Raw genomic sequence first — 25,029 nt, forward strand, 5'->3', positions numbered from 1 at the left:
ATGCTCCAGCCAGAAGACCCGATACGGCCTGACAGCAGCCTGCCTATCCCGTGGCTAGTACTCCGTTCCGTCAATTAGCTTACAAATGAAATCGATGGATTCGCCTGCCAGGCTAGGCGCAAACCGCAGTCATAGCCGTAGCTATGGCGAGGATTTGCAACAACGCATGACAGGCGAAGGCGCGATTTCATGTAAGCGGTTTGGCGGAACGGAGTACTAGATGGCCATCCTCATCCGGCATGGCCGGCCAGCCCAGCGGCTCATCGTCGAACGCTTTGTCACCATCCTCAATAGCCACACCATGCGGTGTCAACCCGGCAAAGTCGTAATGCTGACGATCCGCCAGATGCGAAAGCTGAACATTCTGCAAGGCAGTAAACATTGTTTCCAGCCGGCCAGGAAACTTCTTGTCCCATTGCTGCATCATCTCCTTGATGGCCTGGCGCTGCAGATTCTTTTGAGACCCGCATAAATTGCAAGGTATGATTGGAAATTGAGCGCTGGCAGCATAGGCGGCGACGTCCTTCTCCCTGCAATAGGCCAGCGGCCGGATCACGATATGACGGCCATCGTCGCTGACAAGCTTGGGGGGCATGGCTTTGAGCTTGCCGCCATAGAACATGTTGAGAAAGAAAGTTTCCAGAATATCATCTCGATGATGACCAAGGGCAATCTTGGTTGCGCCCAGTTCACCCGCAACCCGGTATAACACTCCCCTGCGCAGGCGAGAACAAAGACTGCAGGTCGTTTTTCCTTCCGCAATCACGCGCTTGACTACGCTATAGGTATCCTGCTCCACGATGCGGAAAGGCATACCTATTTTCGTCAGATAATCTGGCAACACATGTTCCGGGAAACCCGGTTGTTTCTGGTCGAGATTGACCGCAATCAACTCGAAATCGAGCGGCGCATGCACCTGAAGGTTGCGCAGGATATCGAGCAGCACATAACTGTCTTTCCCGCCAGACAGACACACCATGACTCGATCCCCCTCTTCAATCATGTTGAAATCGGCGATAGCCGTCCCCACAAGGCGTCGGAGCCGCTTGTGTAGCTTGTTAGTGTTATATGCCGATTTTTTAGAAAGGACTTCCATGACCTTATCGATTCCTGTTATACGTAAACGTGCAGCACATGCAAAAAATCCGGTGAACCCTATTCACGGAAAGGAACATTCGAACAATCTTGCTATCAAATCAAGAGGCAGTAGCAGGCTTTGTGCTCTATCCAAGGGAGGGTTGTATGAAAAAGTCTCTAATTGTATCCTTCTCGATCCTTTGCCTGGGTTCAGCCATGACTTATGCTGCCGTACAACATTATAACAACGCAGCGATAGGCAAACCAGGCGTCCTTGAAAACGTGACGCGAACCATTGAGATCGAGGCCTATGAAAACCGCTTCTCACCATCCGAGATTACTGTCAGGCAGGACGATACCGTCCGGTTCATCGTCAGAAATACCGGAGAAAAAAAACATGAAATGATGATAGATACTATGCAACATCTCAGGGAGCATGCAAAAATGATGCGGTTGCATGCGCATATGGAACACAACGAGCCCAATCAAATAACACTTGCACCGGGTGAACAAAAAGAACTGATCTGGCAGTTCACGCACGCAGGTGTCGTCGATTTCGCTTGTCCGATGCCCGGCCATTTCAAGGGCATGCGTGGCAAGATCATAGTGGAGAAAAAATGACCAAACAACTGAATCAATTCTTTACCCAATCCATGCTGGCCATTGCTTTGGCAGGTGCCAGCATGCATGTGGCTGCAGCGGCAACCATCGAAGTTTATAAAAGCCCGACTTGTGGATGCTGTTCAAAGTGGGTTGACCACCTGCGGGACCATGGCTTCACTGTCAATACGCATGACGTCGGCAATCAGGAAGCCCGTGCACGGGCTGGCATCTCTCCTTCATTGGGATCTTGCCACACCGCGACAGTCAATGGCTATGCCATCGAAGGACATGTGCCGGCAGCCGATATCCAACGACTTCTCAGGGAGAAACCGCGCGCGGTCGGGCTAGCCGTTCCGGATATGCCGCATGGCTCGCCCGGCATGGAAACCGGCCGGAACGATCCTTACAACGTATTGCTGATCCGCAAACCAGGCGACGAACGTAGCGCTGCAACAATTTACAGCCGCTACGGCACAGACGGGCAAACGCAGACTGGCGGCGCAGCGAACAGCGATGCATCGGGATCTGTCTTGAGGCTCAGATAAAGTGGCGTTGACCAGAGCAGCCTTGCTTGTTTCCTTGTGTTACGTCGCGGCCTGCTCGGATCAGCAGACTGCGGCCCCCACCAGCGAGGCGCTGGATCGCATCTTGGGCAGATCCGTGACACAAGAGCAAGTCATTCGGGATTTCGATCCAGCCCAAGTTGCGCGTGGACAGGCGATTTTCCATAACAACTGCGCCGGATGCCATGGCCAGAATGCGGAAGGCACACCCGACTGGCGCAAACCGCTGGAAAGCGGCAGATATCCCCCACCGCCGCTCAATGGCACCGCACATGCCTGGCATCATTCCACGGAGGAACTCAAGCGTTTCATTCTGAATGGCGGCCCGCCTGGTGAAGGGCGCATGCCTGGCTGGGCCGGCATCCTGACAGATCAGGAAATCGATGATGTCCTGGTATGGATAAAATCCTTGTGGCCCGACGAAGTCTATGAGGGATGGTATACGCGGATCGAGAATAGGCCCTGAACTGACTAGTACTCCGTTCCGCCAAAACGATTACATGAAATCGCGCCTTCGCCTGTCATGCGTTGTTGCAAATCCTCGCCATAGCTACGCTATGACTGCGGTTTGCGCCTAGCCTGGCAGGCGAATCCATCGATTTCATTTGTAAGCTAATTGGCGGAACGGAGTACTAGGAGGCTGTCCGAGAATAGACTGATCTACTGCGGACGAGCCTGATTGGCCGGATTTTACGATCCTTTTCGTTAAATAGAACAACTATTCGCCTCAAATGATCTAAAAATCCCGCTCAGCCAGCTTCGTCCTCGCTACGATCGCTATTCTCGGACTGTCTCCTAGGCAAGCGCGATACGCCATACGGCAAGGCGCTTGCCGGGGCACATGCCCATCATTCACGAAGCTGAAAATCGCGAAGCCGGACTTTTTCCCGACAACCCGTAATTTGACACTAGCCGGGTGGTGCGCAAGCGCACCCTTGTATGACTGGATTACTTCGCTGCATCGGTCACGAACAGTAAAAATGACCGCCGTATATACTTTGATCGCCGACATAGCGACGCCCAAAACGGCCTGCGGTCATCCAGATGCTTTTCGGTGACAGTGCATCGCCGCCATGGATATGGCGCTGAAGAGATGGGCTTAAATGGAAATTTCCAGACAGCTTCTTAGTTGGACTACGTATATATTGTGCTTATCGGTGCGCTGGTGCGGGAAGCGATAGCACGCGCCGATCTTCCGGAAGGAGCAAAGTACACTTCGTAGAATGGGTATGGGTCAATTGGCCTTGCACGCTCAACAGCATACAGGCACTTTGCCTGCACGCGCAATACCACTATGCACAGCGTCTGTGATACCCCAAAACTGGCGCGCCCAGCACGATTCGAACGTGCGACCCCCGCCTTCGGAGGGCGGTACTCTATCCACTGAGCTATGGGCGCTCTGAGACAAGGGAATACTGAATCATTCAGCACTTCCCCTGAATAACAACAACTAATGTGCAGGCGGATCCGTCTCGGATTTTTGAAAAACCGCCGGATAAATGCGCACGATCTTGACCACCTGGTTGCTGGTCTGGAGGATTTCCATCGGATAACCTTCGATGTTCAAACCCGTACCCGCCTCAGGAATATCCCTGAAGAATTCAAGAATCAATCCATTCAGCGTCTTGGGGCCATCGAGCGGCAATTGGAATCCTAGCTTGCGATTCAAGTCCCGCAACAACGTGCCGCCTTCGACTATTATACTACCATCCGGCTGTTGTTTGAATGAACTCGATTGAGAGGGCGCATGCGTCGTAAATTCGCCAATGACTTCCTCGAGAATATCCTCCAGCGTTACCAGTCCCAGCCATTCGCCATACTCATCGACGACCAGGCCGATCCGCCTGTGATTTTCCTGGAACAATTGTATTTGAGAAAACAAGGGCGTGCCTGCAGGAATAAAATATGGCGACTGCATGACCGCTTCCAGCATCTCGGCGGTAATTTTTTCCTCTCGCAACTGGTTGAGCACCTTGCGTACATGTACGATTCCAACCACATTGTCGAGCCGTCCCCGATAAACCGGGAATCTGGTGTGATGACAGGTCAATAATTGTCCACGGATCACTTCTTCATCCGCTTCGAGGTCAATCGCTTCGATCTGATTTCTGGGAACCATGACATCCTCGACCGTGACCGACTCGAGATCGATGAGGTTTGCCAGCACACTTTGATGCTTTTTCTGAATGAGATGGCCGGCCTCCAGCACCAGCGTCTTGAGCTCTTCCATGCTCAGTTGATGCGTCACCTGCTGCGAGGGTTTAAGGCGCAGCGCAACCAACAGCATCTGCACAAACAAGTTGACGAACCAGACAACGGGATAGAAAACTTTCAGCAGAGGGGTCAGGATATAGCTGACTGCCAGCGCAATCCGCTCCGGATAAGCGGCTGCGATAACCTTGGGCGTAATCTCGCTGAATATCAGTATCGCCAGTGTCACGGCAATACTGCCGAGCAGTAATGCCAGCTCATCATGGGCGAAGAAGATGGACACAATCGCGGCGACCAGGGTCGCCGCGGCAGTATTCAGTAGATTATTGCCAAGCAGAATGACACCCAGCAATCGATCCGGATTCGCCAGCAGCTTCGTAGTCAGCTGAGCGCCGCGATGGCCTTGTTTGGCCAGATGCCTGAGCCGATAGCGATTGATCGCCATCATGCTGGTTTCCGACAATGAAAAAAAGCCAGAAACAATCAGCAAAAGCACCAGCGCGATAAGCAGGAGGTATAACGGAATATCTTCCAAAGAAGTCTATCCTTGCAATGTGATTGCAGTCATCCGCGCGCCGGGCGCAGTTGATCGCCTGTCACCAGCGCTGCCTGCGCAAACCATGCCACTTGCATCACGTTAATACGCCCGGGATAGCATGCCATTCAGAGAAATATCCCGGGCAAAACTGAAAAAAATCCTGGGAATCGCCAGGCTGCACCCATCGATAACACTTTGCTGCTTCGAGCATCAAAACTATTGTTCACCCTCTTTGCCAGGCCATGAAAAATAGACATAGCCTTTCTGCGGCACCTTGTTTTCCTTGAAACGTTTCAAGGCTTCTCTGTCAACCTGCTTGTCCCACCAGAGCGCACGCGCTTCCTTCTGCTTTTCGATCAGTTCAGGTCTTTTAGTGAACAGCTCACGCATGAACTTGGTGTGCTCGGATTCGTAGAATTCCATGTTGGTTTGCCCGTTAAATTATTAGTCTATAAAATCCATACCTATTTTGATCAAGCGCTGCCGCGAGATGTCTGAATTTTTGTGTTTTTCAATGTCATCCTGGCAGCATCATTACGCCGCATTATAGATTAAGAACAAAATTATTGATAAAAGATATTATATAAATGATTAGATATGAAAAATTTGCCGGTTTTAAAGGAAAACTTGTATTGGTCGGTTTTGGCAGCGTGGGACAAGGTTCCCTGCCGTTGCTGCTCAGACATTTAGATATTTCACCCAGCCAGATTTTAATCATCAGCGGAGATGATTCCGGGCATGCGCAGGCGGACCAGGCACAGGTTGCATTCAAGGTTTGCCCGCTCACACCGGCGAATTACCGGGAGGTGCTGGATCCAATCCTGGGCGCCGGCGATTTCCTGCTTAATCTTTCCGTCAATGTCTCCAGTCTCGCGCTAGTGGAATTCTGTCATGCGCGCGAGGCACTCTATCTGGATGCCTGCACAGAGCCCTGGCAGGGAGGTTATACGGACGCCCGGCTATCGCCATCGGAGCGCTCCAACTACGGCTTGCGCGAGCAGGCTTTGGCGCTTCGCAAACAACTCGGCGATGGCCCGACCGCAGTGCTCTCTCACGGCGCCAACCCTGGCCTGGTCTCTCACTGGGTGAAGCAGGCCCTGCTGAACATCGCGCGCGATACGGGTCACGATATCGCCACGCCTCAAACCCGGAACGAGTGGGCAGCGCTCGCACGCAATCTGGATATCAAGGTGATCCAATGCGCTGAACGCGATACACAAACCGCCAAGCCATTTAAACGCATCGATGAATTCGTTAATACCTGGTCAATTGACGGCTTTGTGGGGGAAGGCCTCCAACCCGCAGAATTGGGCTGGGGAAGCCATGAAAAACGTTTACCGGCCGATGCCAGACACCATGATTCTGGCTGCGATGCCGCCATCTATCTGCAACGCCCCGGCATGCGCACCCAGGTACGGGGCTGGACGCCTCTGACCGGTGCCTACCAGGGTTTTCTGATCACTCACTCCGAATCAATATCAATTGCCGATTATTTCACGCTCAAACAGGATGGCGAACTTCGCTATCGTCCGACAGTCTATTATGCTTATCATCCGACTGATGCAACCGTGCTGTCGATTCATGAGCTCAGCGGCAGAAATTTCAAGTTGCAGTCCCATACACGCCTGCTGATGGATGACATTGAATTCGGAACGGATGCACTGGGCATGGCGCTGATGGGACATCCCAAGGGGGTCTACTGGTACGGCTCGATGCTGTCGATCGAGGAAGCTCGTCAGCTGGCGCCCTACAATAACGCCACCAGCCTGCAAGTTGCTGCGGGGGTTCTGGGTGGGATGGTGTGGGCGCTTGAGAATCCCCATGCAGGCATTGTTGAACCAGATGAAATGTCTTTCGAACGCGTATTGGAGATTGCAAACCTTTATCTGGGCGAGATGGTTAGACAGTACAGCGACTGGACGCCCCTCCAGGACAGACAGGCATTGTTTCAGGAGGATATTGATCTAACCGACCCCTGGCAGTTCAAGAACTTCCGGGTTAACTGATTTCAAGGACATGGATCTACTCACTCAAGGGCTACTGGGGGCCAGTCTGGCTCAGACGCGCGCGCATGCGCATGAAGCACGCCTGGCGACCGGCGTTGGTTTTTTCGCAGGATTGATCGCAGATGCAGATATCCTAATTCAGTCAACCAATGATCCTTTGCTGAATATCGAGTTTCATCGCCACTTCACACATTCCCTGTTTTTTGTTCCGCTTGGGGCATGCATAGCGGCGATCCTGCTGTGGCCATTCGTGCGCAAACACATGGCCTTTTCCCGGCTATATCTATTCGCCCTCCTGGGCTACAGTCTGAGCGGCGTGCTGGATGCATTGACCAGCTACGGCACCCACCTATTATGGCCGCTGAGCGAGACACGTCTTGCATTCAACATCATATCGGTGATCGACCCGGTCTTCACACTGGTTTTGCTGATCGCGACAGTTTATGCATTCAAGCATCGTGCCGCCAGATTTGCCGGTATTGGACTGGCTATTGCTTCGCTTTATTTGCTGCTTGGCTGGACACAGCTGCAGCGGGCAGAGACTGAGGCGTTGGCCCTGGCGCAGGCACGCGGTCATGATGTCGAACGTCTGCTGGTCAAACCCACGCTCGCAAATTTACTGCTGTGGCGCTCGGTCTACGAAAGCAATAACCGGTTTTATGTGGATGCAATTCGTGTCGGGTTACTATCCGAACCCAAGGTTTATTCCGGGGAATCCATCGAGAAATTCAACTTGATGCAATATTCACGCCAGTTACCTGAAGAATCTGTGCTGGCCAACGATATTGCACGCTTTACTACTTTTTCCGATGGATTTGTCGCGCTGCAGCAAGAAAACCATAATTTGCTGGTAGATATCCGTTATTCCAGCCTGCCAACCAGCACGGCACCGCTCTGGGCAATAGAAATGGACCCCACACTGCCACAGCAACATGCCCGCTTTCAGGTATTTCGTGATATCTCCAAGGAAATACACGGGCAATTCCTGGCCATGCTGTGGGGCCATAAGCTCAATTGATGAAGTTTCCTGTCGCGCTCAATTGGCGCGCGACAGGATAATACCCGCCAATGGCGGCAGGGTCACGACGATTGAGTCATTCTGCCCCGACCAGGGTTTGCCAGTGGTCTCGATATTGCCACCATTGCCGACATTACTGCCACCATAATAAGTGGAATCACTGTTGAATAGCTCGCGATACCGACCTGCTTCCGGCACACCCACGCGGTAATCCATACGAGGCAATGGTGTGAAATTCAGGGCAATCAGCACAAATGATCCATCCCGCGCCCGGCGCAGATAGCTGATGACCGATTGCTCGGCATCATGACAATCGATCCAGCTAAAGCCCTCTGGAAAGAAATCCAGTTCATGCAGCGCCGGCATGGTTAGATATAGATGATTCAGATCGCGCGACAGCATCTGCATGCCACGGTGTTGCGCACGTTCCAGCAAATACCAATCAAGCGGCTGGCCGACGCCCCATTCCCTGCCTTGCGCGAATTCATTACCCATAAAATTGATTTTCTTGCCCGGACAGGTCATCTGATAAGCGAATAACAGACGCAGATTGGCGAACTTCTGCCAGGCATCACCAGGCATTTTGTCCAAGAGCGATCTTTTGCCATGCACGACCTCATCATGCGAAAGCGGCAGAACAAAGTTTTCGGTATAAGTATAGAGCTGGTTGAAAGTCAGCTCGTTGTGATGATAATGCCGGTGCACGGGATCATGCTGCATATAGCTTAATGTATCGTTCATCCAACCCATGTTCCATTTCATGGAAAAGCCCAATCCTCCCAGATAGGCAGGACGCGATACCGCCGGCCAAGACGTAGACTCTTCGGCAAGCGTCAACGCGCCCGGGAATTCCCCGTGCACCATGGTGTTCAATTCCCGCAAAAATTCGATCGCCTCGAGATTCTCTCGCCCCCCGAAGCGGTTGGGCAGCCATTCCCCCTCCTGACGCGAATAATCCAGATAAAGCATCGAAGCGACCGCATCGACGCGCAAACCATCAAGATGAAACATCGTCAGCCAGTAATGCGCGCTGGACAGCAAAAACGATTTGACCTCATTGCGCCCGTAATTGAAGATATATGTTCCCCAATCATGGTGATAGCCCAGGCGCGGATCTTCATGCTCGTATAAGGCAGTGCCATCAAAACGTGCCAGCGAGAAGCTGTCACGGGGAAAATGCGCGGGCACCCAATCGAGAATCACGCCAATGCCCATCCGATGACAGGCATCCACAAAATACATGAAATCCTCGGGCCGGCCAAAGCGGCTCGTTACGGCAAAGTAGCCGGTTGTCTGGTATCCCCAGGATTCATCCAGCGGATGTTCCGATATCGGCAGTAACTCGACATGCGAATAGCCCATGTCTGACAAATAAGGAATCAATTGATCGGCCAGTTCACGGTAGGACAAGAAACTGCCATCGGGATGCCGTTGCCACGAACCCGCATGCATTTCATAAATATTCATCGGGGCATGCAGCCAGTCCCACGCCTCCCTGCGCCGCGTCATCCAGTCGTCATCCTGCCAGTCAAAACGGCCTTCGTTCGGTGTATATGCCGCATTGTTGGGCCGCAACTCATGCCAGCTCGCATACGGATCGGTTTTGAGCATGATCGCACCGCTTGTCCGGTTGCGGATTTCATATTTGTACAACATGCCTGCGGGTAAATCTGGAATGAACAACTCCCATACCCCGCTGTCCGGATGGATCGACATCGGATAGACACGCCCGTCCCAACGACAGAAATCCCCCACGACACTTACCCGTTCAGCATTGGGCGCCCAGACAGCAAAACGGATACCGGTCACGCCATGATTTTTTACCCGGTGCGCCCCCAGCATGCGATAAGCCTGGTAAAGACGCCCCTCATTGAACAAATATAAGTCATGGCCGGAAATCTGCATGGGAAAGGCGTAGGGATCGTGGCACTCATCGATCGTCCGGGTTTCCGCATCCTCCAGGCGCAGCAAGTAGGGCCGGGCAAGATGCTCGCCTTCCCATTCGAAAATCCCCGCCGGGTGCACACACTGCATCAGCTCAAAACCAAGAGAAGTTTGAACCCAGACCCGCGACTTATGGGGCTGGAACACCCTGACCAGCTTGCCATGCGGACTATGGTGCATCCCCAGATAGGCACAGGGATTATGCAGGCACGCGGTCAGCAACAATGTTTGCAGGGGATCACCCGTTTCGGCCGATTGCATCGGTAATGTAGATTCTGTTTGCATACCGTAGATTATAACGCGCGCGGACGGCTGGCAATGATTATTAAGATCAAGTAAGATGAAGCGCAGTGATTCGAATATACGGTATCACGCTGTGCGTGATCGCAACCCAGCGAGGAGACCATGGACACCCAGCAAAGCCCCCAAGCCAATTATTATCCACGTTTCGTCAGCGCCATCACCCGCAATACCCTTGCGTTGATTCTGGCGGGTGGGCGGGGAACACGTCTCAAACATCTAACCGACTGGCGCGCCAAGCCGGCAGTACCGTTTGGCGGAAAGTTTCGTATTATCGACTTTGCCCTGTCCAACTGCGTCAATTCAGGTGTTCGCCGTATCGGCGTCGTGACCCAGTACAAGGCACAAAGCCTGATCCGCCATATACAACGGGGCTGGAGTTTTCTGGATGGCCGGTTCAAGGAATTTGTCGAGCTGTTACCCGCCCAGCAACGCACTGAAGAAACCTGGTACCAGGGCACCGCCGATGCGGTTTTCCAGAATCTCGACATTCTGCGCAGCCACAATTCTGACTACGTGCTGATTCTGGGCGGGGACCATATTTATAAGATGGATTACGGCCGGCTGTTGGCCGAGCATGTCGAGAAGCGAGCGGATTTGACTGTTGCCTGCGTGGAAATTCCCGTCAGTGAAGCGAGCGCCTTCGGGGTCATGGCTGTCGATGACAATTGGCGTGTCACCGCCTTCACCGAAAAACCAGAGCACCCCCCTTCGATCCCCGGACAACCCGACCTGGCACTGGTCAGCATGGGCATTTACGTCTTCAATGCGAAGTTTTTATACGAACAGCTGATACTCGACCATGATCTCGAATATTCATCGCATGATTTCGGCAAGGATCTGATTCCCAGCCTGATAAAAAATGCCAATGTTTATGCTCATCGCTTCCAGAACAGTTGCGTCAACATGGCATCAGGCACGCCTTACTGGCGGGATGTCGGCACGGTCGATGCCTACTGGGAAGCAAATATCGACCTCACCACCATCACGCCGGATCTGAATTTATACGATGAGGACTGGCCGATTTGGACCCATCAGGAACAACTGCCCCCCGCCAAGTCTGTGTTCGACGACGACGACAGGCGCGGCCAAGCGCTCGATTCGATGGTATCGGGCGGATGTATCATCAGTGGTGCAACCGTGCGCCGCTCCCTCCTGTTTTCCAATGTCCAGGTTCGCAGTTTTGGCACCATCGAGGATTCGGTCATCCTGCCCAATGTCGATATAGGCCGGCATGCCTATCTCAAGCGAGTCATTATCGAGAAAAGCTGTATTATCCCTGAGGGGCTGAGAGTCGGATTTGATCGCGAAGAAGATCAAAAACGATTTTATGTCACCGAGAATGGCGTCACACTGATCACGCCAGAAATGCTGGGGCAGCGCATTCACCAGATTCGCTAAAGCTGATGAACTAGGAGGCTGTCCGAGAATAGACTGATCTACTGCGGACGAGCCTGATTGGCCGGATTTTACGATCCTTTTCGTTAAATAGAACAACTATTCGCCTCAAATGATCGAAAAATCCAACTCAATCAGCCTCGCCCTCGCTACGATCGCTATTCTCGGACAGCCTCCTGGCAGGTCATTTGCGGCCAGCCAGGCATAAAACAGGAACCAGAACTCGCGCTTAACGCTCTTAATCTATTGATTCGATTTTACGTTGCTCGCATGGATTGTATCCTTCCCCTGCTGCATGCAACATACTTTTACAGACTTAGGCGGATAAACCATGATACATCATATCCCTAAACTCGATCTTGTCCTGCTGTGGCATATGCATCAACCCGATTACCGTGACAGTGAAACCGGTGAGTTTGTATTGCCCTGGGTCTATCTGCACGCAATCAAAGATTACACCGACATGGCGTATCATCTGGAAATGCACCCGGACATCAGACTGGGCATCAATTTTGTGCCCATCCTGCTGGACCAGCTGGAAGATTATGCCGATCAATTCACTCACGGCAAGATTCGCGATCCACTGCTGCGCCTGCTCGCAGCACCTGATCTTGACCGGATCTCGTTGTCCGAGCGCACCCTGATTCTGGAAAGCTGTTTCCTGAGCAATCACGAGACCATGCTCAAGCCATACCCGGCATACCAGCACCTGCGCAACCTGTACGACAACCTGCAACAGCTTGGTGACAAGACACTGTTGTATGCTTCGGGACAATACCTGGCCGACCTACTGGTTTGGTACCACCTGGCATGGACAGGAGAAAGTGTGCGCCGGGAAAATGCCTGTATCGTACAGCTGATGTCACAAGGGAAATTGTTCAGTCATGACGACCGGTTGCGTTTGTTCAACCTGATTGGCGAATTGATCCAGGATCTCATTCCTCGCTATCGCAAGCTGGCGCAATCCGGGCAGATAGAGCTTTCCACCACACCTCATTATCATCCGCTTGCCCCGTTGCTGATTGATTTCACGTCTGCACGCGACAGTCTGCCAGGAGCCGTCCTCCCGCCTCATGCCAGCTATCCCGGTGGCCGGGAACGCGTATCTTTTCATTTAAAATCGGCCAAGGACAGCCATACCCAACGCTTTGGCATCCAACCAGCCGGCATATGGCCCGCAGAGGGCGCAATCTCCGAACCGTTCCTGAACATCTTGATCGAAAATGATTGTCAATGGTGCGCCAGCGGCGAAGGGGTGCTGGCCAACAGCCTGCGCAAATCCTTTCCGGACCAACCACTGCCCGCTCGTAGCGGCTATCTTTACCACCCCTATAGTTTCCAGGCCGAGCATGGCAGCACCCTGTGCTTTTTCCGGGACGATCAATTATCCGACATGATCGGATTCGAATATTCAAAATGGTTCGGACGGGATGCCGCCGAGAATTTTGTTCAGCGGCTTGAACAGATTCGGCATGATGTCCACCACAGTCACCCTTCCTCCGGCAACACCAGCCCGGTTGTGAGCGTCATCCTTGACGGCGAAAATGCCTGGGAGTTCTATCCCTATAACGGTTACTATTTCCTAAATGATCTTTACGAACTGCTCGAAAAACACCCGCATATCCAGACCACAACCTTTCAGGACTACATAGCGAAGCTCTCGCAGTCACGGTCTGCCATCAAGCCGTTGCCTGCCGTGGCTGCCGGCAGTTGGGTATATGGCAGTTTCTCCACCTGGATTGGCGACCCTGACAAGAATCTCGCCTGGGAATTACTCTGCGCGGCCAAGCAAAGCTATGATCTCGTCTTGCAGAGCCCGCGTTTGACCGGGACAGAAAAGGCAGCCGCACAACGGCAACTCGCCTCCTGTGAGAGCTCCGACTGGTTCTGGTGGTTTGGTGACTACAATTCGACCCAGGCTGTCGAAAGCTTTGATCGGCTGTTCCGCACCAATCTCGCCAATCTTTATCGCTTGTTAAAAATCCCGGCACCGGTTACCGTGCTGGAACCGATCAGCCATGGCGGTCTTTCGGACAGTGACAGTGGCGCCATGCGGCGTGCTTCCTGAAGCGGACCATAACGACGACTGATCAAGATCCACCCAAGCAGCAGAAACGATTAGAGGGTACCTGTAAAAATTCAGCGTTTTAAACAAGACGTGGCGAGAACAAAAAATGTTGACGCAGCATATGATAGATGTGTAAGGAGACATTTTTTGAGAACAACGACGTATTGTGACGAAATATGGATTTTTAGAGGCACCTTAGATTAATAGCCTAGCCACAGGGATCCTTCCATGCCCCCATCCGTCTCTTTGCTTTTTGGCGTCCACGCACACCAGCCGATTGGCAATTTTCCCGAAGTCGTCATGGACGCGCATGAACGCTGCTACAAACCTTTCTTGCAAACCTTGTACCGCTACCCGGAGTTCCGCTTTGCGGTCCATTTCTCGGGCTGGTTGCTCGATTTTCTTTTCGATCACTTCCCGCAGGATATGGCCTTGCTACAGGACATGGTCGCACGCGGACAAATCGAACTCTTCGGTGCGGGCGAAACCGAACCGGTACTTGCTGTAATTCCCGATCGGGATCGTATCGGGCAAATCAGAACCTTCTCGGCCAAGCTCAAGAAAAAACTGGGGCAACGGCCACAGGGCGCCTGGCTGACCGAGCGGGTTTGGGAATCCACCGTCATCCCTGCACTGGCCGATTGCGGCATCCGCTATGTGATCGTCGATGACTATCACTTCATCTGTGCCGGCAAGGATAAAACAGAACTCTCCGGTTACTTCACCACTGAGGAAAATCGCCGCAGACTTGACCTCTTTCCCATTTCCGAGGCGTTACGTTACAAACTGCCGTTTTCTCCCGCGCCAGATGCGGTCAGCTATATCGAATCCCTGGCAGATCATCTGCCAAGCGGACAACAACCCGCAGCCGTTTATTTCGACGATATCGAGAAATTTGGCATCTGGCCGGAAACCTATCAATGGGTCTATGAACAGGGCTGGCTGGAACAATTCATTCAAGGCGTGCTCGCTTCCCCCTATATTACGCCCCAGCACTATCGGGATTATCACGCCAGCGAAAAGACCCGTGGGATCATTTATCTCCCCACCACGTCCTATATCGAAATGAGTGAATGGACGCTGCCCGCCGCACCGGCCCATATCTATGCCGACCTCGTGCAGCAGGCCAAAGCGGAAGGATGGTACGAGCAGAACAAACCCTTTATACGCGGCGGCATCTGGAAGAATTTTTTTTCGCGCTATCCGGAATCCAACTGGATGCATAAGCGCATGCTGGGGCTTTCCGCCCGTTTTGCCAAATTGCCGACAAAACAGCGCATGGAAAGCATGCAGCAATGCTTATATGCCTCCCAAGCCAACGACGCCTACTGGCATGGCCTGTTCGGTGGCCTCTACCTGCCTCATCTGCGGCGCGCAATCTACAATAATTTGATCGAACTGGAAGCCTTGCTGGATGACTGCTCACCACGCCCTCCCCTGTTCACCGAGGATACCGATCTGGATGGCGTGGAAGAAATTTATCTGCACAACACCACCCTGCAAGCCGTATTGAAACTTGACGGCAGCGCCAGTATTTGTGAACTCGATGCCTATCCGCTCAAGCATAACTTTGCCGATACCCTTACTTGCCAGCCCGAGCATTACCATCGCAAGATTCAGCTGAACGCCCAACAAAACTCGACCCATCACGATACCGGTATTGCTTCGGCGCATGATCGCATCAGTTTCAAACACGAAATTCACCCCGTCGACCTGGAGCCTGACCCCCACCCACAATTTCTGTTTATCGACCGGCTGAATGACAGCTTGTTGACGAGTTATCAGCACCAACCCTCTGACAGCGGTGAAGTCATTTTTCAGACTGCATCCGGCCAAATTTCAGTCAACAAACAGATCCGGATCGCTGACCATCAGCTGATCGTGCAGTACGACCTGGCCGGCGACACGAACGGAGCGATGATGCACACAGAAATCAATCTGGCCATGCCCAGCTGCGACGGCCCAGCTGGACGCTATCGTCAGCATGAAACCATACTTTCTGGCTTCGGGCAGCCACTCGAACTGGCCGCGCTGACCGTCATCACCCTTGAGGACGACACCCTGCAGGGCGACCTGACGCTGACCACATCGCATGCGGTACGACTCCTGGCACGCCCGCATTTCACCGTTTCCCAATCGGAGGGAGGATTCGAAAAAATCATGCAGGCGGTCAAATTGACACTCAGCTGGCCGGCATCCATTCAACGGCAGACTATTTCCCTGCAATACAAGCAGCGAAACAGCACCAGCTGAAAATGCGTGCGCTTGTTCACATCCCAATGGGCTCGGCATGGTCCACAAAAATCAAACCGGTCGTGTCGAAACCCAGCGCATTCGCCTGGGTGATAAATTGCTCGATGATTGCCCTGTCAATCTGCGGCGATCTTGCCAGCAACCATAGATAAGAAGTGTCCGGCCCCGTGACGAAAGCGTATTGATAATACTGCTTGTCCAGTGCGAACACCACGTAGGATCCATAAAACGGGCCCCAGAAAGACACTCTCAAATAGCCCTCTTCCGGATTCCTGACAAAATAAGCTCTGCCCTCGGCTTCCTTCCATTCGTTTTCGCTGACTGAATAGCCACGATTGATCACCCGGACACCGCCATCATGATGCAGGGAATATTCCGCCGTCACGTTATCAAGTCCGCGTTCAAAAGAATGATCAAGACGGGCGATTTCATACCACTTGCCCAAATATCGATCCAATTCAAACTCATCCACCGGGCGCACCCCTTCGGGGTAACCCAGACAACCACTCAGCAACAGGATTAATACAACATGCAGATATCGGCACATAAACAAATCTCCCTCAAAGCATGATTCGATCACCTGCTGGCACCTTGCGCCAGCCCGGTTTGGATTGCAACAAATACTGACACAACTTTACCTTTTTGCGTTCGCAGTAAAATTTTGATACGCTCAAGCGAGAATCGCTAACAACGATACGCCACCAGCCGCCTACCAGCCCGCGTTGCCGCTCCCTGGCTGGCGTCTGCTTTGGCAGCGCCAGACTACAAGACTGACCATTCCGGCACGTGAGGAGCCATGACATGACGAATGAATTCCAGCGTCTCAGGCAATGCAATCAAGACAATGTGCCCTGGAAAAAATGGGGGCCTTATCTGAGCGAACGGCAATGGGGCACCGTCCGTGAGGACTATAGCCCAGATGGAGAAGCCTGGCAGTATTTTCCGCATTTCCAATCGACTGCTCGCGCGTACCGCTGGGGCGAGGATGGGCTGGCCGGGATCAGCGATGATCGACAGCAGCTCTGCTTCGCGCTTGCCCTCTGGAACGGACGTGACCCGGTATTGAAAGAACGCCTGTTCGGCTTGACCGGCACACAAGGCAACCATGGCGAGGATGTCAAGGAATACTACTTCTACCTGGATGCAACCCCTACCCACAGCTACCTCAAATACCTCTACAAATATCCGCAAGCCCCCTTTCCCTACGAAGACCTGGTCACCACCAACAACCAGCGCTCCAAACACCAGCCGGAATATGAGTTATTGGATACCGGCGTTTTTGCAGAGAATCGTTACTTCGATATTTTTGTGGAATATGCCAAAGCGGACCCAGAGGATATTCTGATTCAAATCAGCGTGATCAATCGGGGTCCGGAAGAAGCGCAGCTGCGCGTATTGCCGACACTCTGGTTTCGCAATACCTGGTCATGGGAGCCGGATGCAGCCAAACCGGTGCTCAACCAATGCCAGAGCGAAGACGGCGATTCAATCGTACTTGCCAGCCATCACCAGTTGGGCGATTACCAGTTGTTCTGCGCGGACAATCCCGGCCTGTTGTTCACTGATAATGAAACCAATGCCCAGCGCCTGTTTGCTGGCACAAATAATGGTCCCTATGTTAAAGACGGAATCAATGAGTATGTCCTGCATGGCAATAGGACCGCTGTGAATGCCGACGGTTGCGGCACTAAGATGGCGGCTGATTATGGCCTGCTCATTGCAGCAGGGGAAACACGCGTCATCAGGTTGCGCTTGGTCCGGGCGGGTAGCATTGAATCAAGCACCGCCTTTACTGATTTTGAAATGGTTTTCGATCTACGGCGACAGCAGGCCGATCTTTTTTATCAACAGCTGTCTGGCGGCAAGCTTGACACCGAAAAACAGCGCCTGCTGCGACAAATGCTGGCGGGCATGCTATGGACCAAGCAATACTATGAATTCGATGTCGGACGCTGGCTGGATGAGCATCACGGTCAGGCTACCCGCAACGCCGACTGGGGACATATGAAGAACCGGGATATCATTTCCATGCCCGACAAATGGGAATATCCCTGGTACGCGGTCTGGGACACGGCCTTCCATACGCTCCCGCTGGCCATGGTGGATCCGGTTTTCGCCAAGCACCAGCTGAGTTTGTTTCTGGAGGAACGCTACTTGCACCCAAGTGGACAGATGCCAGCTTACGAATGGAATTTTAGTGACGTCAATCCGCCCGTCCATGCCTGGGCGACATATGCCGTATATCAAATCGATCGCGAGTCCCATGGCCAGGGCGATCTCGCCTTCCTGAAAACCGCTTTTGCCGGCCTGGAACGCAACTTTCACTGGTGGGAAACGCGCAAGGGACCGGACGGAAATGTTTATCAGGGTGGATTCCTCGGTCTGGACAATATCGGTGTATTCGATCGCAGCCATGCGCTGCCTACCGGTGGGCACCTGGAGCAGTCCGACGGCACTGCCTGGATGACCCTGTATGCACAGAATATGCTGCAAATCGCGTTGGAACTGAGTCTGCATGATTTGGACTACGAGCACAAGGTAATCACTTATCTGGATCATTTTCTGGCAATCGCTGCGGCCATGCACGATATCGGCAGCGAACACCGGGATATGTGGGACGAGGATGATGGCTTTTTTTATGATGTCCTGCGTTTCCCGGATGGCCATTCGACTCGCCTGAAAATACGCTCTCTGGTCGGGTTACTGCCTTTATGTGCCGTGACCGTGATCGAACAGAGTGCCTTGCAAAAACTTCCCCAGGTCGCGGCACGTTTCGAGGCGTTGGTCAGACATAAGAATCATTTGACGACTGATATTTTCTGTCCGATTAAGCCCGGCATGGGTGGTCGTCGCTTGCTGGCAATACTGGATGAGGAAAAATTACGCAGAGTCCTGGCAAGATTGCTGGACGAACAAGAATTCCTGAGTCCTTACGGCATACGATCACTTTCCAAATATCATCAGGCACACCCCTATCACTTTCACTGGCAGGATCAAACGTTCACGGTAAGCTACCAGCCGGGTGAATCGGATTCCTATATGTTCGGCGGCAACTCCAATTGGCGAGGACCTGTATGGATCCCCGCCAATATTCTGATCATTCGCGCCCTCTTATCCCTGTACACTTATTATGGGGATGATTTTCAGATCGAATGCCCGACCACAACAGGCACCCCACGAAATCTATTCCAGATCGCCGAAATGATTGCCGAACGGTTATTACGCATCTTTTTGCCGGATGAGCAGGGAAGACGAGCGGTTTTTGGAGGGAGCGAGAAATTTCAAACAGATCCGCATTGGCAAGATCATCTGTTGTTCTATGAGTATTTCCATGGCGAGGATGGCTCCGGATTGGGCGCCAGCCATCAAACCGGCTGGACTGGCGCGCTGGCCACATTGCTCACGATCTTCGGCTCACTGGCGCCGGCAGATTTGTCAGCCGCCGGCATGAGGCGGGTCACAGCCACGCTAGGAGGCTGCCCGAGAATAGACTGATCTACTGCGGACGAACCTGATTGGCCGGATTTTATGATCCTTTTCGTAAAATAGAACGACTATTCGCCTCAAATGATCGAAAAATCCAACTCAACCAGCCTCGCCCTCGCTACGATCGCTATTCTCGGACAGCCTCCTAGCGTCGACAAACACCTCATGACCGGGTCACTTCATAGCCGCACACGGTTCAATCCCGGGATGAGCCGATCCATGCACATGATCCGAAGATATGACATCCTCTAGCAGATAATGCAATCATGACAACCGAAACATGCTCTCGTCAGCCAATCAATCGCGGTCGCGTCATCATACTCTGCGGCGTTTCAGGTTCTGGCAAATCCACTGTAGGACAGGCCTTGGCCAAACGTCTGGGCTGGCGCTTCATTGAAGGAGACAGTTTTCATCCGCACACGAACATCGCCAAAATGCAGCGCAACGAGCCTCTCAATGATAGTGACCGGGAGCCCTGGCTGTACCGTCTACGGGATGAAATCAAAAATTGCCTGGCCCAGGAATATCAGACAGTCCTCGCTTGCTCGGCGCTCAAGGCCCGCTACCGCGCAATCTTGTGCCTGGACTGCCGGGTGAATTTTGTGTTTCTCATCGGCAAGCATGATCTATTGCGGCAACGCCTGACTCAACGTACGCAGCATTTTATGGGCACTGATTTACTAAAGAGCCAACTGGATACGCTGGAATTACCGCAGCATGGCCTGATCGTCGACATCAATCAGTCGGTCCCGGTCATCGTTGAACTGATTGTGAGCTGGCTTGCCTCGAAGAAAAATGGATGCTAGTACCCCGTTCCGCCAAACCGCTTACATGAAATCGCGCCTTCGCCTGTCATGCGTTGTTGCAAATCCTCGCCATAGCTACGGATATGACTGCGGTTTGCGCCTAGCCTGGCAAACGAATCCATCGATTTCATTTGTAAGCTAATTGACGGTACGGAGTACTAGCGACCTGGCTGACTGTTGTGGGTTGACACCGGATGCACATGAAAGATCTCGGGCATCCACTGCCACATCCGGTTTTATCCGGCCAGGGGCGCACTGATAAAAGTGACGATGCGGGACTCTGCCTGAATATAATGAAGCACTCAATTGAAAGTCCTTGCTTGCCAAAATCAGTTATCAGGCCGAGAATTGATCACAGGCGCAATATAAAACAGTAATCGGCCGAGATTGTCAGGATATGTGCCACATCAATAGGAGGCAGCATGTATGCATTCGAAAACTAACATTCTTCTGACCGGTCTTGCTTTTCCGGAATCGCCACGCTGGCGGGACGATCGCTTATGGTTCACCGATCAACACGCCCGAAAAATCATGACTGTAACATCAGAGGGCGAAGCTGAGTGCATGCTGCAGACCCAGGATCTGCCGGGTGGTCTGGGCTGGCTGCCGGACGCGACCTTACTGGTTGTCGCCATGACCGAGCGAGCGATTTACCGCCTGACCGAATCGGGCCTGGAAAGATATGCCGACCTTTCCGCTTTGGCGTCATTTCACTGCAATGACATGGTAGTCGCCAGCAACGGCCAGGCCTATGTCGGCAATTTTGGCTTTGATTTGCATGCAGGCGCAGCGATCGCCAGCACTCGCCTCATCCTGGTCGAACCGGGTGGCCTTTGCCGGCTGACCGCCTCCGACCTGGTCTTCCCCAATGGCAGCATCATCACTCCGGATGGCCTGACATACATCGTCGCAGAAACCTTTGCTCATCGCTTGACGGCGTTTACCATCGATGACAATGGCTCGCTGCATGTCCCCAGACTCTGGGCCGATCTCGAGCAGGCCACACCGGACGGCATCTGTTTAGATGCCGAAGGGGCGTTATGGGTGGCAAGCCCCGGTACACGGGAAGTAATTCGAGTCCAGCAGGGTGGCGCGATTACCACAAGAATTCATCCACTTGGGACACCTTATGCCTGCATGCTCGGCGGTCAGGACCGACAGACATTGTTTATACTGACCGCCGAAACAGATGATCCCAGGCAGGCCAATAGGCTACGTTCTGGCCGTGTCGAAATTGCGACAGTGAATGTTCCTGGCACTGGACTCCCTTGAGGTACCCTTGATGCCATCTGGAATATTTGGGATACAAGCAGACTGTCGCCTGGGCAACCAAGATCGATACCGGATGCCAGCCTGCCCAGCCAAGGGTTGCGGGTTTATTCCGGCAATGTGCGCAATCAACCCACGCATTGGCCTTCATTGGTTGTAATTTTTTCAGCAATATGGAGGAATCATGTCCAAGACAAATGAAAAGCCACTGGCTGGACAGCGTGCGCTAATCACCGGTGGCAGTTCTGGTATCGGCGCAGCGATTGCGCGTGCCATGGCCGAAGCAGGCGCCCAAGTAGCGGTCAACCATCTGTCCGATCCTGAATCCGCGCACAGTGTGGTTGATGCCATCCTGGCAAATGATGGCAAGGCACTGGCCATTCAGGCGGATGTCAGTCAGGCAGCAGAAGTCAAGGCTATGTTCCGGAAAGTGATTCAAACCTGGGGCAGTCTTGATATTCTCGTGACTAACGCCGGCATTCAGGATGATGCGCCCTTCACTGAAATGACGTTATCGCAATGGGAGAAAGTGCTGGCGGTCAATCTGACGGGACAGTTCCTATGTGCGCAGGAAGCAGTCAAGGCGTTTCTGCATCGTGGCATTGTGCCAGAGCTGTCCAGCGCCGCAGGCAAAATCATTTGTATTTCTTCCGTTCACGACATTATTCCCTGGTCTGAACGCGTCAATTACGCGGCTTCCAAAGGTGGGCTACTCATGTTCATGAAAAGTCTGGCCCAGGAAGTGGCCCATCAAAAAATCAGAGTCAATGCTATTTCACCCGGCGCGATCCGCACTGCCATCAACCGTTCCGCCTGGGAGACATCCGATGCGGAAGCCGCGCTACTTAAGCTGATACCCTATGAACGAATCGGAGACACGCTGGATATCGCGCGGGCCGCAGTCTGGTTGGCCTCCGATGCCTCCGATTATGTCATTGGCACAACACTCTACGTAGACGGCGGTATGACTTTATATCCAGGGTTTCGGCAAGGCGGATAAGCTATCACCGCAGCTATTCGCCACGCTTGCCTCGCGTCGCCATCGCACGTTGCCACGCCAGCAGGTGCGACAATTTGTCACATGGTCCAGGCGACTATTTTGCGTTATTGTTACGCCAAGTGCGTTGACACCCTCTACAACTAACTATGAATTATCCCGAACTTCATACATCCTACTGAAAATTGCAGCGCGGTAGAAAAGCACAAGTTGTGATCTCCATACTCACACAGCTAGGAGGCTGTCCGAGAATAGCGATCGTAGAGCGAGGGCGGGGCTGGTTGAGTTGGATTTTTCGATCATTTGAGGCGAATAGTCGTTCTATTTAACGAAAAGGATCGTAAAATCCAGCCAATCAGGCTCGTCCGCAGTAGATCAGCCTATTCTCGGACAGCCTCCTAGTGACTGGGTAACAATATTTGCAAATGGATTACGCGGTTTGTCTGCCACAAGACGGCCATACAATTCTTTGAAATGGAATAACCATGAACAAGGTTGCGACCTGTTCTGCAACCAAAGAAACCTCACATGACAAGTCCGTACAGCCAAGGAATCGAGGATAATCAGAATAACAGAAGACGAACCATGGCCATATTCAGCATCCTGCATCATTCTCCACTCAGTAAAAACCTGCAACGCCTGTTTCTGCTCAGGATTATCGCCATCGTTACCCAGACCATCATTTTTAGCTTGGTCTACAGCATTATCGAATTCGATTTGCCCTGGCCGGAAATCATTCTGACGATCGTTGCGCTGGCCCTGCTCAACCTGCTGACATGGATCCGTCTGCGTTACCACTGGCCGGTCACGAATCTGGAGCTTTTTGCGCAATTGTTAATCGATGTGGCCGCATTGACTGTACTGCTCTATCTCAGTGGCGGCTCAACCAATCCATTTATCTCGCTTTATTTGCTTCCACTCACCATCGCTGCGACAGTGCTGCCCTGGCACTATACCTGGAGCATGGCGGCCATCACCATTTCCTGCTACACCTTTCTGCTCTACGCATATATCCCACTCCCACACAATCATACCGATGATCACAGCCGCCACATGTTTGAGTTCAATCTGCATGTCTCTGGCATGTGGCTGACTTTCGTACTCAGCACACTGCTGATCGCGTGGTTCGTGGTCAAAATGAGCACTTCGATTCGTGATCGGGACAAGGAATTGGCACGGTCACGCGAACAGGCACTGCATAACGAACAGATCCTTGCACTGGGCACACTTGCCGCAGGCGCAGCCCATGAACTGGGCACGCCACTATCGACCATGGCCGTTATCACCAAGGAACTCGAACAGGAATACCCCCAGGATACTGAATTTCAAAACAATGTCCGGATCCTGCGCGACCAGATTACGCATTGCAAGCAGACCCTGACACAGCTGCTGGCAAATGCCGGCCAGGCGCGTGCCGAAGAAGGCGATGGCCAGCCGGTGGATGTCTTTTTGAGTCAAATCATCGACAAATGGAAATTGATTCGTCCCACGGTAAAATTCACCTATCAATGCAAGGGCATTCAGCCAGCCCCCGCCATCATGAATACGAGACTGTTGAGCCAATCAATTTTAAATTTGCTCAATAACGCTGCCGATGCCTCGACTAAACAAGTCGATATCACCAGCTACTGGGACCAGCGCCTGCTGCACATGGAAATACTCGATGATGGTGAGGGTCTAAACGCCGAAGCGATTCAACGAGCGGGGGAGGCATTTTTCACCAGCAAGGGCCCCGGGCAGGGTTTTGGTATTGGCCTGTTTCTCGCCAATACCAATATTGAACGTTTCGGTGGAACTGTACGCTTGTTCAATCGCCCGGAAGGTGGCGCCTGTACCCATGTCACCCTGCCGGTCCTGTCTTGAACAACTGAAATGATTGTATCCAAAAGGAGTGCCGGCCATGAATGATGCCATGGATTGCCCAAATTTATTGATTGTAGAAGATGATACGGTGTTTTGTGATGTGCTTGCCAAGGCCATGAGCAAGCGAGGATTTGAAGTAGTATGCGCCCATACCATTCAGACCGCTCTGCAACAGGCAGAATCGCTCGCGCCCGAATATGCGATTATCGACCTCAAGCTCGCTGATGAATCCGGCTTATCGCTGGTCGAAAAAATAAAGGAACTGGACCCGGGCACCCGTATCGTGGTGCTGACTGGGTATGCCAGTATCGCCACGGCCGTTGAAGCCATCAAGCTGGGCGCGACGCATTATCTGGCCAAGCCTGTGGATGCAGACGAGATCATGACCGCTTTCGAGCGAACCAATGGCGACTCCGACACCCCCATCAATGCCCATCCGCTATCGGTCGAACGACTCGAATGGGAATATATCCACCGCATACTCGCAGAAAACGACAACAATATTTCAGTCACTGCCAGGCTGCTAAATATGCACCGCCGCACATTGCAGAGAAAGCTCTCCAAGAAACCCGTACAATTGTAAGTTGCCGCCAGAAAATTGGCACTTACTGGCAAATTCGCAGATAGAG

19 protein-coding genes and 1 tRNA gene are annotated in these 25,029 nt (G+C 52.7%); 14 read left to right on the plus strand and 6 right to left on the minus strand.

Annotation, left to right across the window (positions count from 1 at the left end; genetic code table 11):
* Positions 1-187: 187 nt before the first annotated feature.
* Positions 188-1,096 (minus strand): tRNA 2-thiocytidine(32) synthetase TtcA, encoded by a 909-nt coding sequence (ttcA, locus tag ABTW62_RS07185; RefSeq protein WP_430903914.1) that lies wholly within the window; start codon positions 1,094-1,096, stop codon positions 188-190.
* 146 nt (positions 1,097-1,242) lie between these two features.
* Here ttcA and ABTW62_RS07190 point away from each other — a divergent pair, with 146 nt between their 5' ends.
* Genes ABTW62_RS07190 through ABTW62_RS07200 form a run of 3 tightly spaced genes read left to right on the plus strand, consistent with a single transcriptional unit; the run spans position 1,243 to position 2,709 of the window.
* Positions 1,243-1,698 carry a cupredoxin domain-containing protein gene (locus tag ABTW62_RS07190; RefSeq protein ID WP_430903915.1) on the plus strand — a complete coding sequence of 152 codons (456 nt, stop codon included), beginning with the start codon at positions 1,243-1,245 and terminating at the stop codon, positions 1,696-1,698.
* On the plus strand, positions 1,695-2,225 hold the full coding sequence (locus ABTW62_RS07195; RefSeq protein WP_430903916.1) for a DUF411 domain-containing protein: 531 nt from the start codon (positions 1,695-1,697) through the stop codon (positions 2,223-2,225). The genes ABTW62_RS07190 and ABTW62_RS07195 overlap by 4 nt, the downstream gene beginning before the upstream one ends.
* A gap of 1 nt (position 2,226) precedes the next feature.
* Complete coding sequence (locus tag ABTW62_RS07200) at positions 2,227-2,709, plus strand: c-type cytochrome (RefSeq protein WP_430903917.1); 483 nt, start codon at positions 2,227-2,229, stop codon at positions 2,707-2,709.
* A gap of 856 nt (positions 2,710-3,565) precedes the next feature.
* Here the strand turns inward: ABTW62_RS07200 and ABTW62_RS07205 are convergent.
* The 3 genes from ABTW62_RS07205 to ABTW62_RS07215 all read right to left on the minus strand — a co-directional run bounded on the left by ABTW62_RS07205 (position 3,566) and on the right by ABTW62_RS07215 (position 5,415).
* Positions 3,566-3,641: transfer RNA gene (locus tag ABTW62_RS07205), tRNA-Arg, on the minus strand.
* A 52-nt stretch (positions 3,642-3,693) separates the two neighbouring features.
* On the minus strand, positions 3,694-4,989 hold the full coding sequence (locus ABTW62_RS07210; RefSeq protein WP_430903918.1) for an HlyC/CorC family transporter: 1,296 nt from the start codon (positions 4,987-4,989) through the stop codon (positions 3,694-3,696).
* A 219-nt stretch (positions 4,990-5,208) separates the two neighbouring features.
* Entirely contained in the window at positions 5,209-5,415 is a 207-nt protein-coding gene (locus tag ABTW62_RS07215) for a DUF3460 family protein (protein ID WP_430903919.1), read from the minus strand.
* A gap of 164 nt (positions 5,416-5,579) precedes the next feature.
* Between ABTW62_RS07215 and ABTW62_RS07220 the strand changes: the two genes are divergently transcribed.
* Both ABTW62_RS07220 and ABTW62_RS07225 read left to right on the plus strand, forming a co-directional pair.
* The gene (locus ABTW62_RS07220) at positions 5,580-6,998 is read left to right on the plus strand and encodes a homospermidine synthase (RefSeq protein ID WP_430903920.1); all 1,419 of its coding nucleotides are present in this window, start codon (positions 5,580-5,582) and stop codon (positions 6,996-6,998) included.
* A 10-nt stretch (positions 6,999-7,008) separates the two neighbouring features.
* Positions 7,009-8,016, plus strand: a complete 1,008-nt coding sequence (locus ABTW62_RS07225; RefSeq protein ID WP_430903921.1) for a metal-dependent hydrolase — start codon at positions 7,009-7,011, stop codon at positions 8,014-8,016.
* 18 nt (positions 8,017-8,034) lie between these two features.
* Here ABTW62_RS07225 and glgB read toward each other — a convergent pair whose 3' ends face one another.
* Complete coding sequence (gene glgB / locus ABTW62_RS07230; RefSeq protein WP_430903922.1) at positions 8,035-10,245, minus strand: 1,4-alpha-glucan branching protein GlgB; 2,211 nt, start codon at positions 10,243-10,245, stop codon at positions 8,035-8,037.
* A gap of 120 nt (positions 10,246-10,365) precedes the next feature.
* On the opposite strand from glgB, the gene glgC reads away from it, so the two are divergent.
* The 3 genes from glgC to ABTW62_RS07245 all read left to right on the plus strand — a co-directional run bounded on the left by glgC (position 10,366) and on the right by ABTW62_RS07245 (position 15,979).
* Positions 10,366-11,661, plus strand: coding sequence for a glucose-1-phosphate adenylyltransferase (glgC, locus tag ABTW62_RS07235; RefSeq protein WP_430903923.1), 1,296 nt, complete (start codon positions 10,366-10,368; stop codon positions 11,659-11,661).
* A gap of 328 nt (positions 11,662-11,989) precedes the next feature.
* Positions 11,990-13,726, plus strand: a complete 1,737-nt coding sequence (locus tag ABTW62_RS07240) for a glycoside hydrolase (RefSeq protein ID WP_430903924.1) — start codon at positions 11,990-11,992, stop codon at positions 13,724-13,726.
* 228 nt (positions 13,727-13,954) lie between these two features.
* Positions 13,955-15,979 (plus strand): alpha-amylase/4-alpha-glucanotransferase domain-containing protein, encoded by a 2,025-nt coding sequence (locus tag ABTW62_RS07245; protein ID WP_430903925.1) that lies wholly within the window; start codon positions 13,955-13,957, stop codon positions 15,977-15,979.
* 16 nt (positions 15,980-15,995) lie between these two features.
* On the opposite strand, the gene ABTW62_RS07250 is transcribed toward ABTW62_RS07245, so the two are convergent.
* Positions 15,996-16,526, minus strand: coding sequence for a lipocalin family protein (locus ABTW62_RS07250; RefSeq protein ID WP_430903926.1), 531 nt, complete (start codon positions 16,524-16,526; stop codon positions 15,996-15,998).
* A 254-nt stretch (positions 16,527-16,780) separates the two neighbouring features.
* On the opposite strand from ABTW62_RS07250, the gene ABTW62_RS07255 reads away from it, so the two are divergent.
* The 6 genes from ABTW62_RS07255 to ABTW62_RS07280 all read left to right on the plus strand — a co-directional run bounded on the left by ABTW62_RS07255 (position 16,781) and on the right by ABTW62_RS07280 (position 24,983).
* Entirely contained in the window at positions 16,781-19,474 is a 2,694-nt protein-coding gene (locus ABTW62_RS07255; RefSeq protein ID WP_430903927.1) for an MGH1-like glycoside hydrolase domain-containing protein, read from the plus strand.
* 257 nt (positions 19,475-19,731) lie between these two features.
* Entirely contained in the window at positions 19,732-20,271 is a 540-nt protein-coding gene (locus ABTW62_RS07260) for a gluconokinase (protein ID WP_430903928.1), read from the plus strand.
* Positions 20,272-20,697: 426 nt separating this feature from the next.
* Positions 20,698-21,543: an SMP-30/gluconolactonase/LRE family protein gene (locus ABTW62_RS07265; RefSeq protein WP_430903929.1), complete on the plus strand. Its 846-nt coding sequence runs from the start codon at positions 20,698-20,700 to the stop codon at positions 21,541-21,543.
* A gap of 181 nt (positions 21,544-21,724) precedes the next feature.
* On the plus strand, positions 21,725-22,540 hold the full coding sequence (locus ABTW62_RS07270) for a glucose 1-dehydrogenase (RefSeq protein WP_430903930.1): 816 nt from the start codon (positions 21,725-21,727) through the stop codon (positions 22,538-22,540).
* Positions 22,541-23,122: 582 nt separating this feature from the next.
* Positions 23,123-24,400, plus strand: a complete 1,278-nt coding sequence (locus ABTW62_RS07275) for an ATP-binding protein (RefSeq protein ID WP_430903931.1) — start codon at positions 23,123-23,125, stop codon at positions 24,398-24,400.
* 37 nt (positions 24,401-24,437) lie between these two features.
* Positions 24,438-24,983, plus strand: a complete 546-nt coding sequence (locus tag ABTW62_RS07280; RefSeq protein WP_430903932.1) for a response regulator transcription factor — start codon at positions 24,438-24,440, stop codon at positions 24,981-24,983.
* The last annotated feature ends 46 nt before the right edge of the window (positions 24,984-25,029 follow it).

Origin of the sequence: Nitrosomonas sp. ANs5 (assembly GCF_050584665.1) — a bacterium.
Lineage (GTDB): Bacteria > Pseudomonadota > Gammaproteobacteria > Burkholderiales > Nitrosomonadaceae > Nitrosomonas.

What these genes read in the sequence shown, in the direction of transcription:
- ABTW62_RS07255 (WP_430903927.1), top strand. Translation starts at nt 16,781, where the DNA reads ATGACGAATGAATTCCAGCGTCTCAGGCAATGCAATCAAGACAATGTG.
- ABTW62_RS07225 (WP_430903921.1), top strand. Translation starts at nt 7,009, where the DNA reads ATGGATCTACTCACTCAAGGGCTACTGGGGGCCAGTCTGGCTCAGACG.
- ABTW62_RS07260 (WP_430903928.1), top strand. Translation starts at nt 19,732, where the DNA reads ATGACAACCGAAACATGCTCTCGTCAGCCAATCAATCGCGGTCGCGTC.
- ttcA (WP_430903914.1), bottom strand. Translation starts at nt 1,096, where the DNA reads ATGGAAGTCCTTTCTAAAAAATCGGCATATAACACTAACAAGCTACAC.
- ABTW62_RS07220 (WP_430903920.1), top strand. Translation starts at nt 5,580, where the DNA reads ATGATTAGATATGAAAAATTTGCCGGTTTTAAAGGAAAACTTGTATTG.
- ABTW62_RS07245 (WP_430903925.1), top strand. Translation starts at nt 13,955, where the DNA reads ATGCCCCCATCCGTCTCTTTGCTTTTTGGCGTCCACGCACACCAGCCG.
- glgC (WP_430903923.1), top strand. Translation starts at nt 10,366, where the DNA reads ATGGACACCCAGCAAAGCCCCCAAGCCAATTATTATCCACGTTTCGTC.
- glgB (WP_430903922.1), bottom strand. Translation starts at nt 10,245, where the DNA reads ATGCAAACAGAATCTACATTACCGATGCAATCGGCCGAAACGGGTGAT.
- ABTW62_RS07195 (WP_430903916.1), top strand. Translation starts at nt 1,695, where the DNA reads ATGACCAAACAACTGAATCAATTCTTTACCCAATCCATGCTGGCCATT.
- ABTW62_RS07275 (WP_430903931.1), top strand. Translation starts at nt 23,123, where the DNA reads ATGGCCATATTCAGCATCCTGCATCATTCTCCACTCAGTAAAAACCTG.
- ABTW62_RS07270 (WP_430903930.1), top strand. Translation starts at nt 21,725, where the DNA reads ATGTCCAAGACAAATGAAAAGCCACTGGCTGGACAGCGTGCGCTAATC.
- ABTW62_RS07190 (WP_430903915.1), top strand. Translation starts at nt 1,243, where the DNA reads ATGAAAAAGTCTCTAATTGTATCCTTCTCGATCCTTTGCCTGGGTTCA.
- ABTW62_RS07280 (WP_430903932.1), top strand. Translation starts at nt 24,438, where the DNA reads ATGAATGATGCCATGGATTGCCCAAATTTATTGATTGTAGAAGATGAT.
- ABTW62_RS07240 (WP_430903924.1), top strand. Translation starts at nt 11,990, where the DNA reads ATGATACATCATATCCCTAAACTCGATCTTGTCCTGCTGTGGCATATG.
- ABTW62_RS07215 (WP_430903919.1), bottom strand. Translation starts at nt 5,415, where the DNA reads ATGGAATTCTACGAATCCGAGCACACCAAGTTCATGCGTGAGCTGTTC.
- ABTW62_RS07265 (WP_430903929.1), top strand. Translation starts at nt 20,698, where the DNA reads ATGCATTCGAAAACTAACATTCTTCTGACCGGTCTTGCTTTTCCGGAA.
- ABTW62_RS07250 (WP_430903926.1), bottom strand. Translation starts at nt 16,526, where the DNA reads ATGTGCCGATATCTGCATGTTGTATTAATCCTGTTGCTGAGTGGTTGT.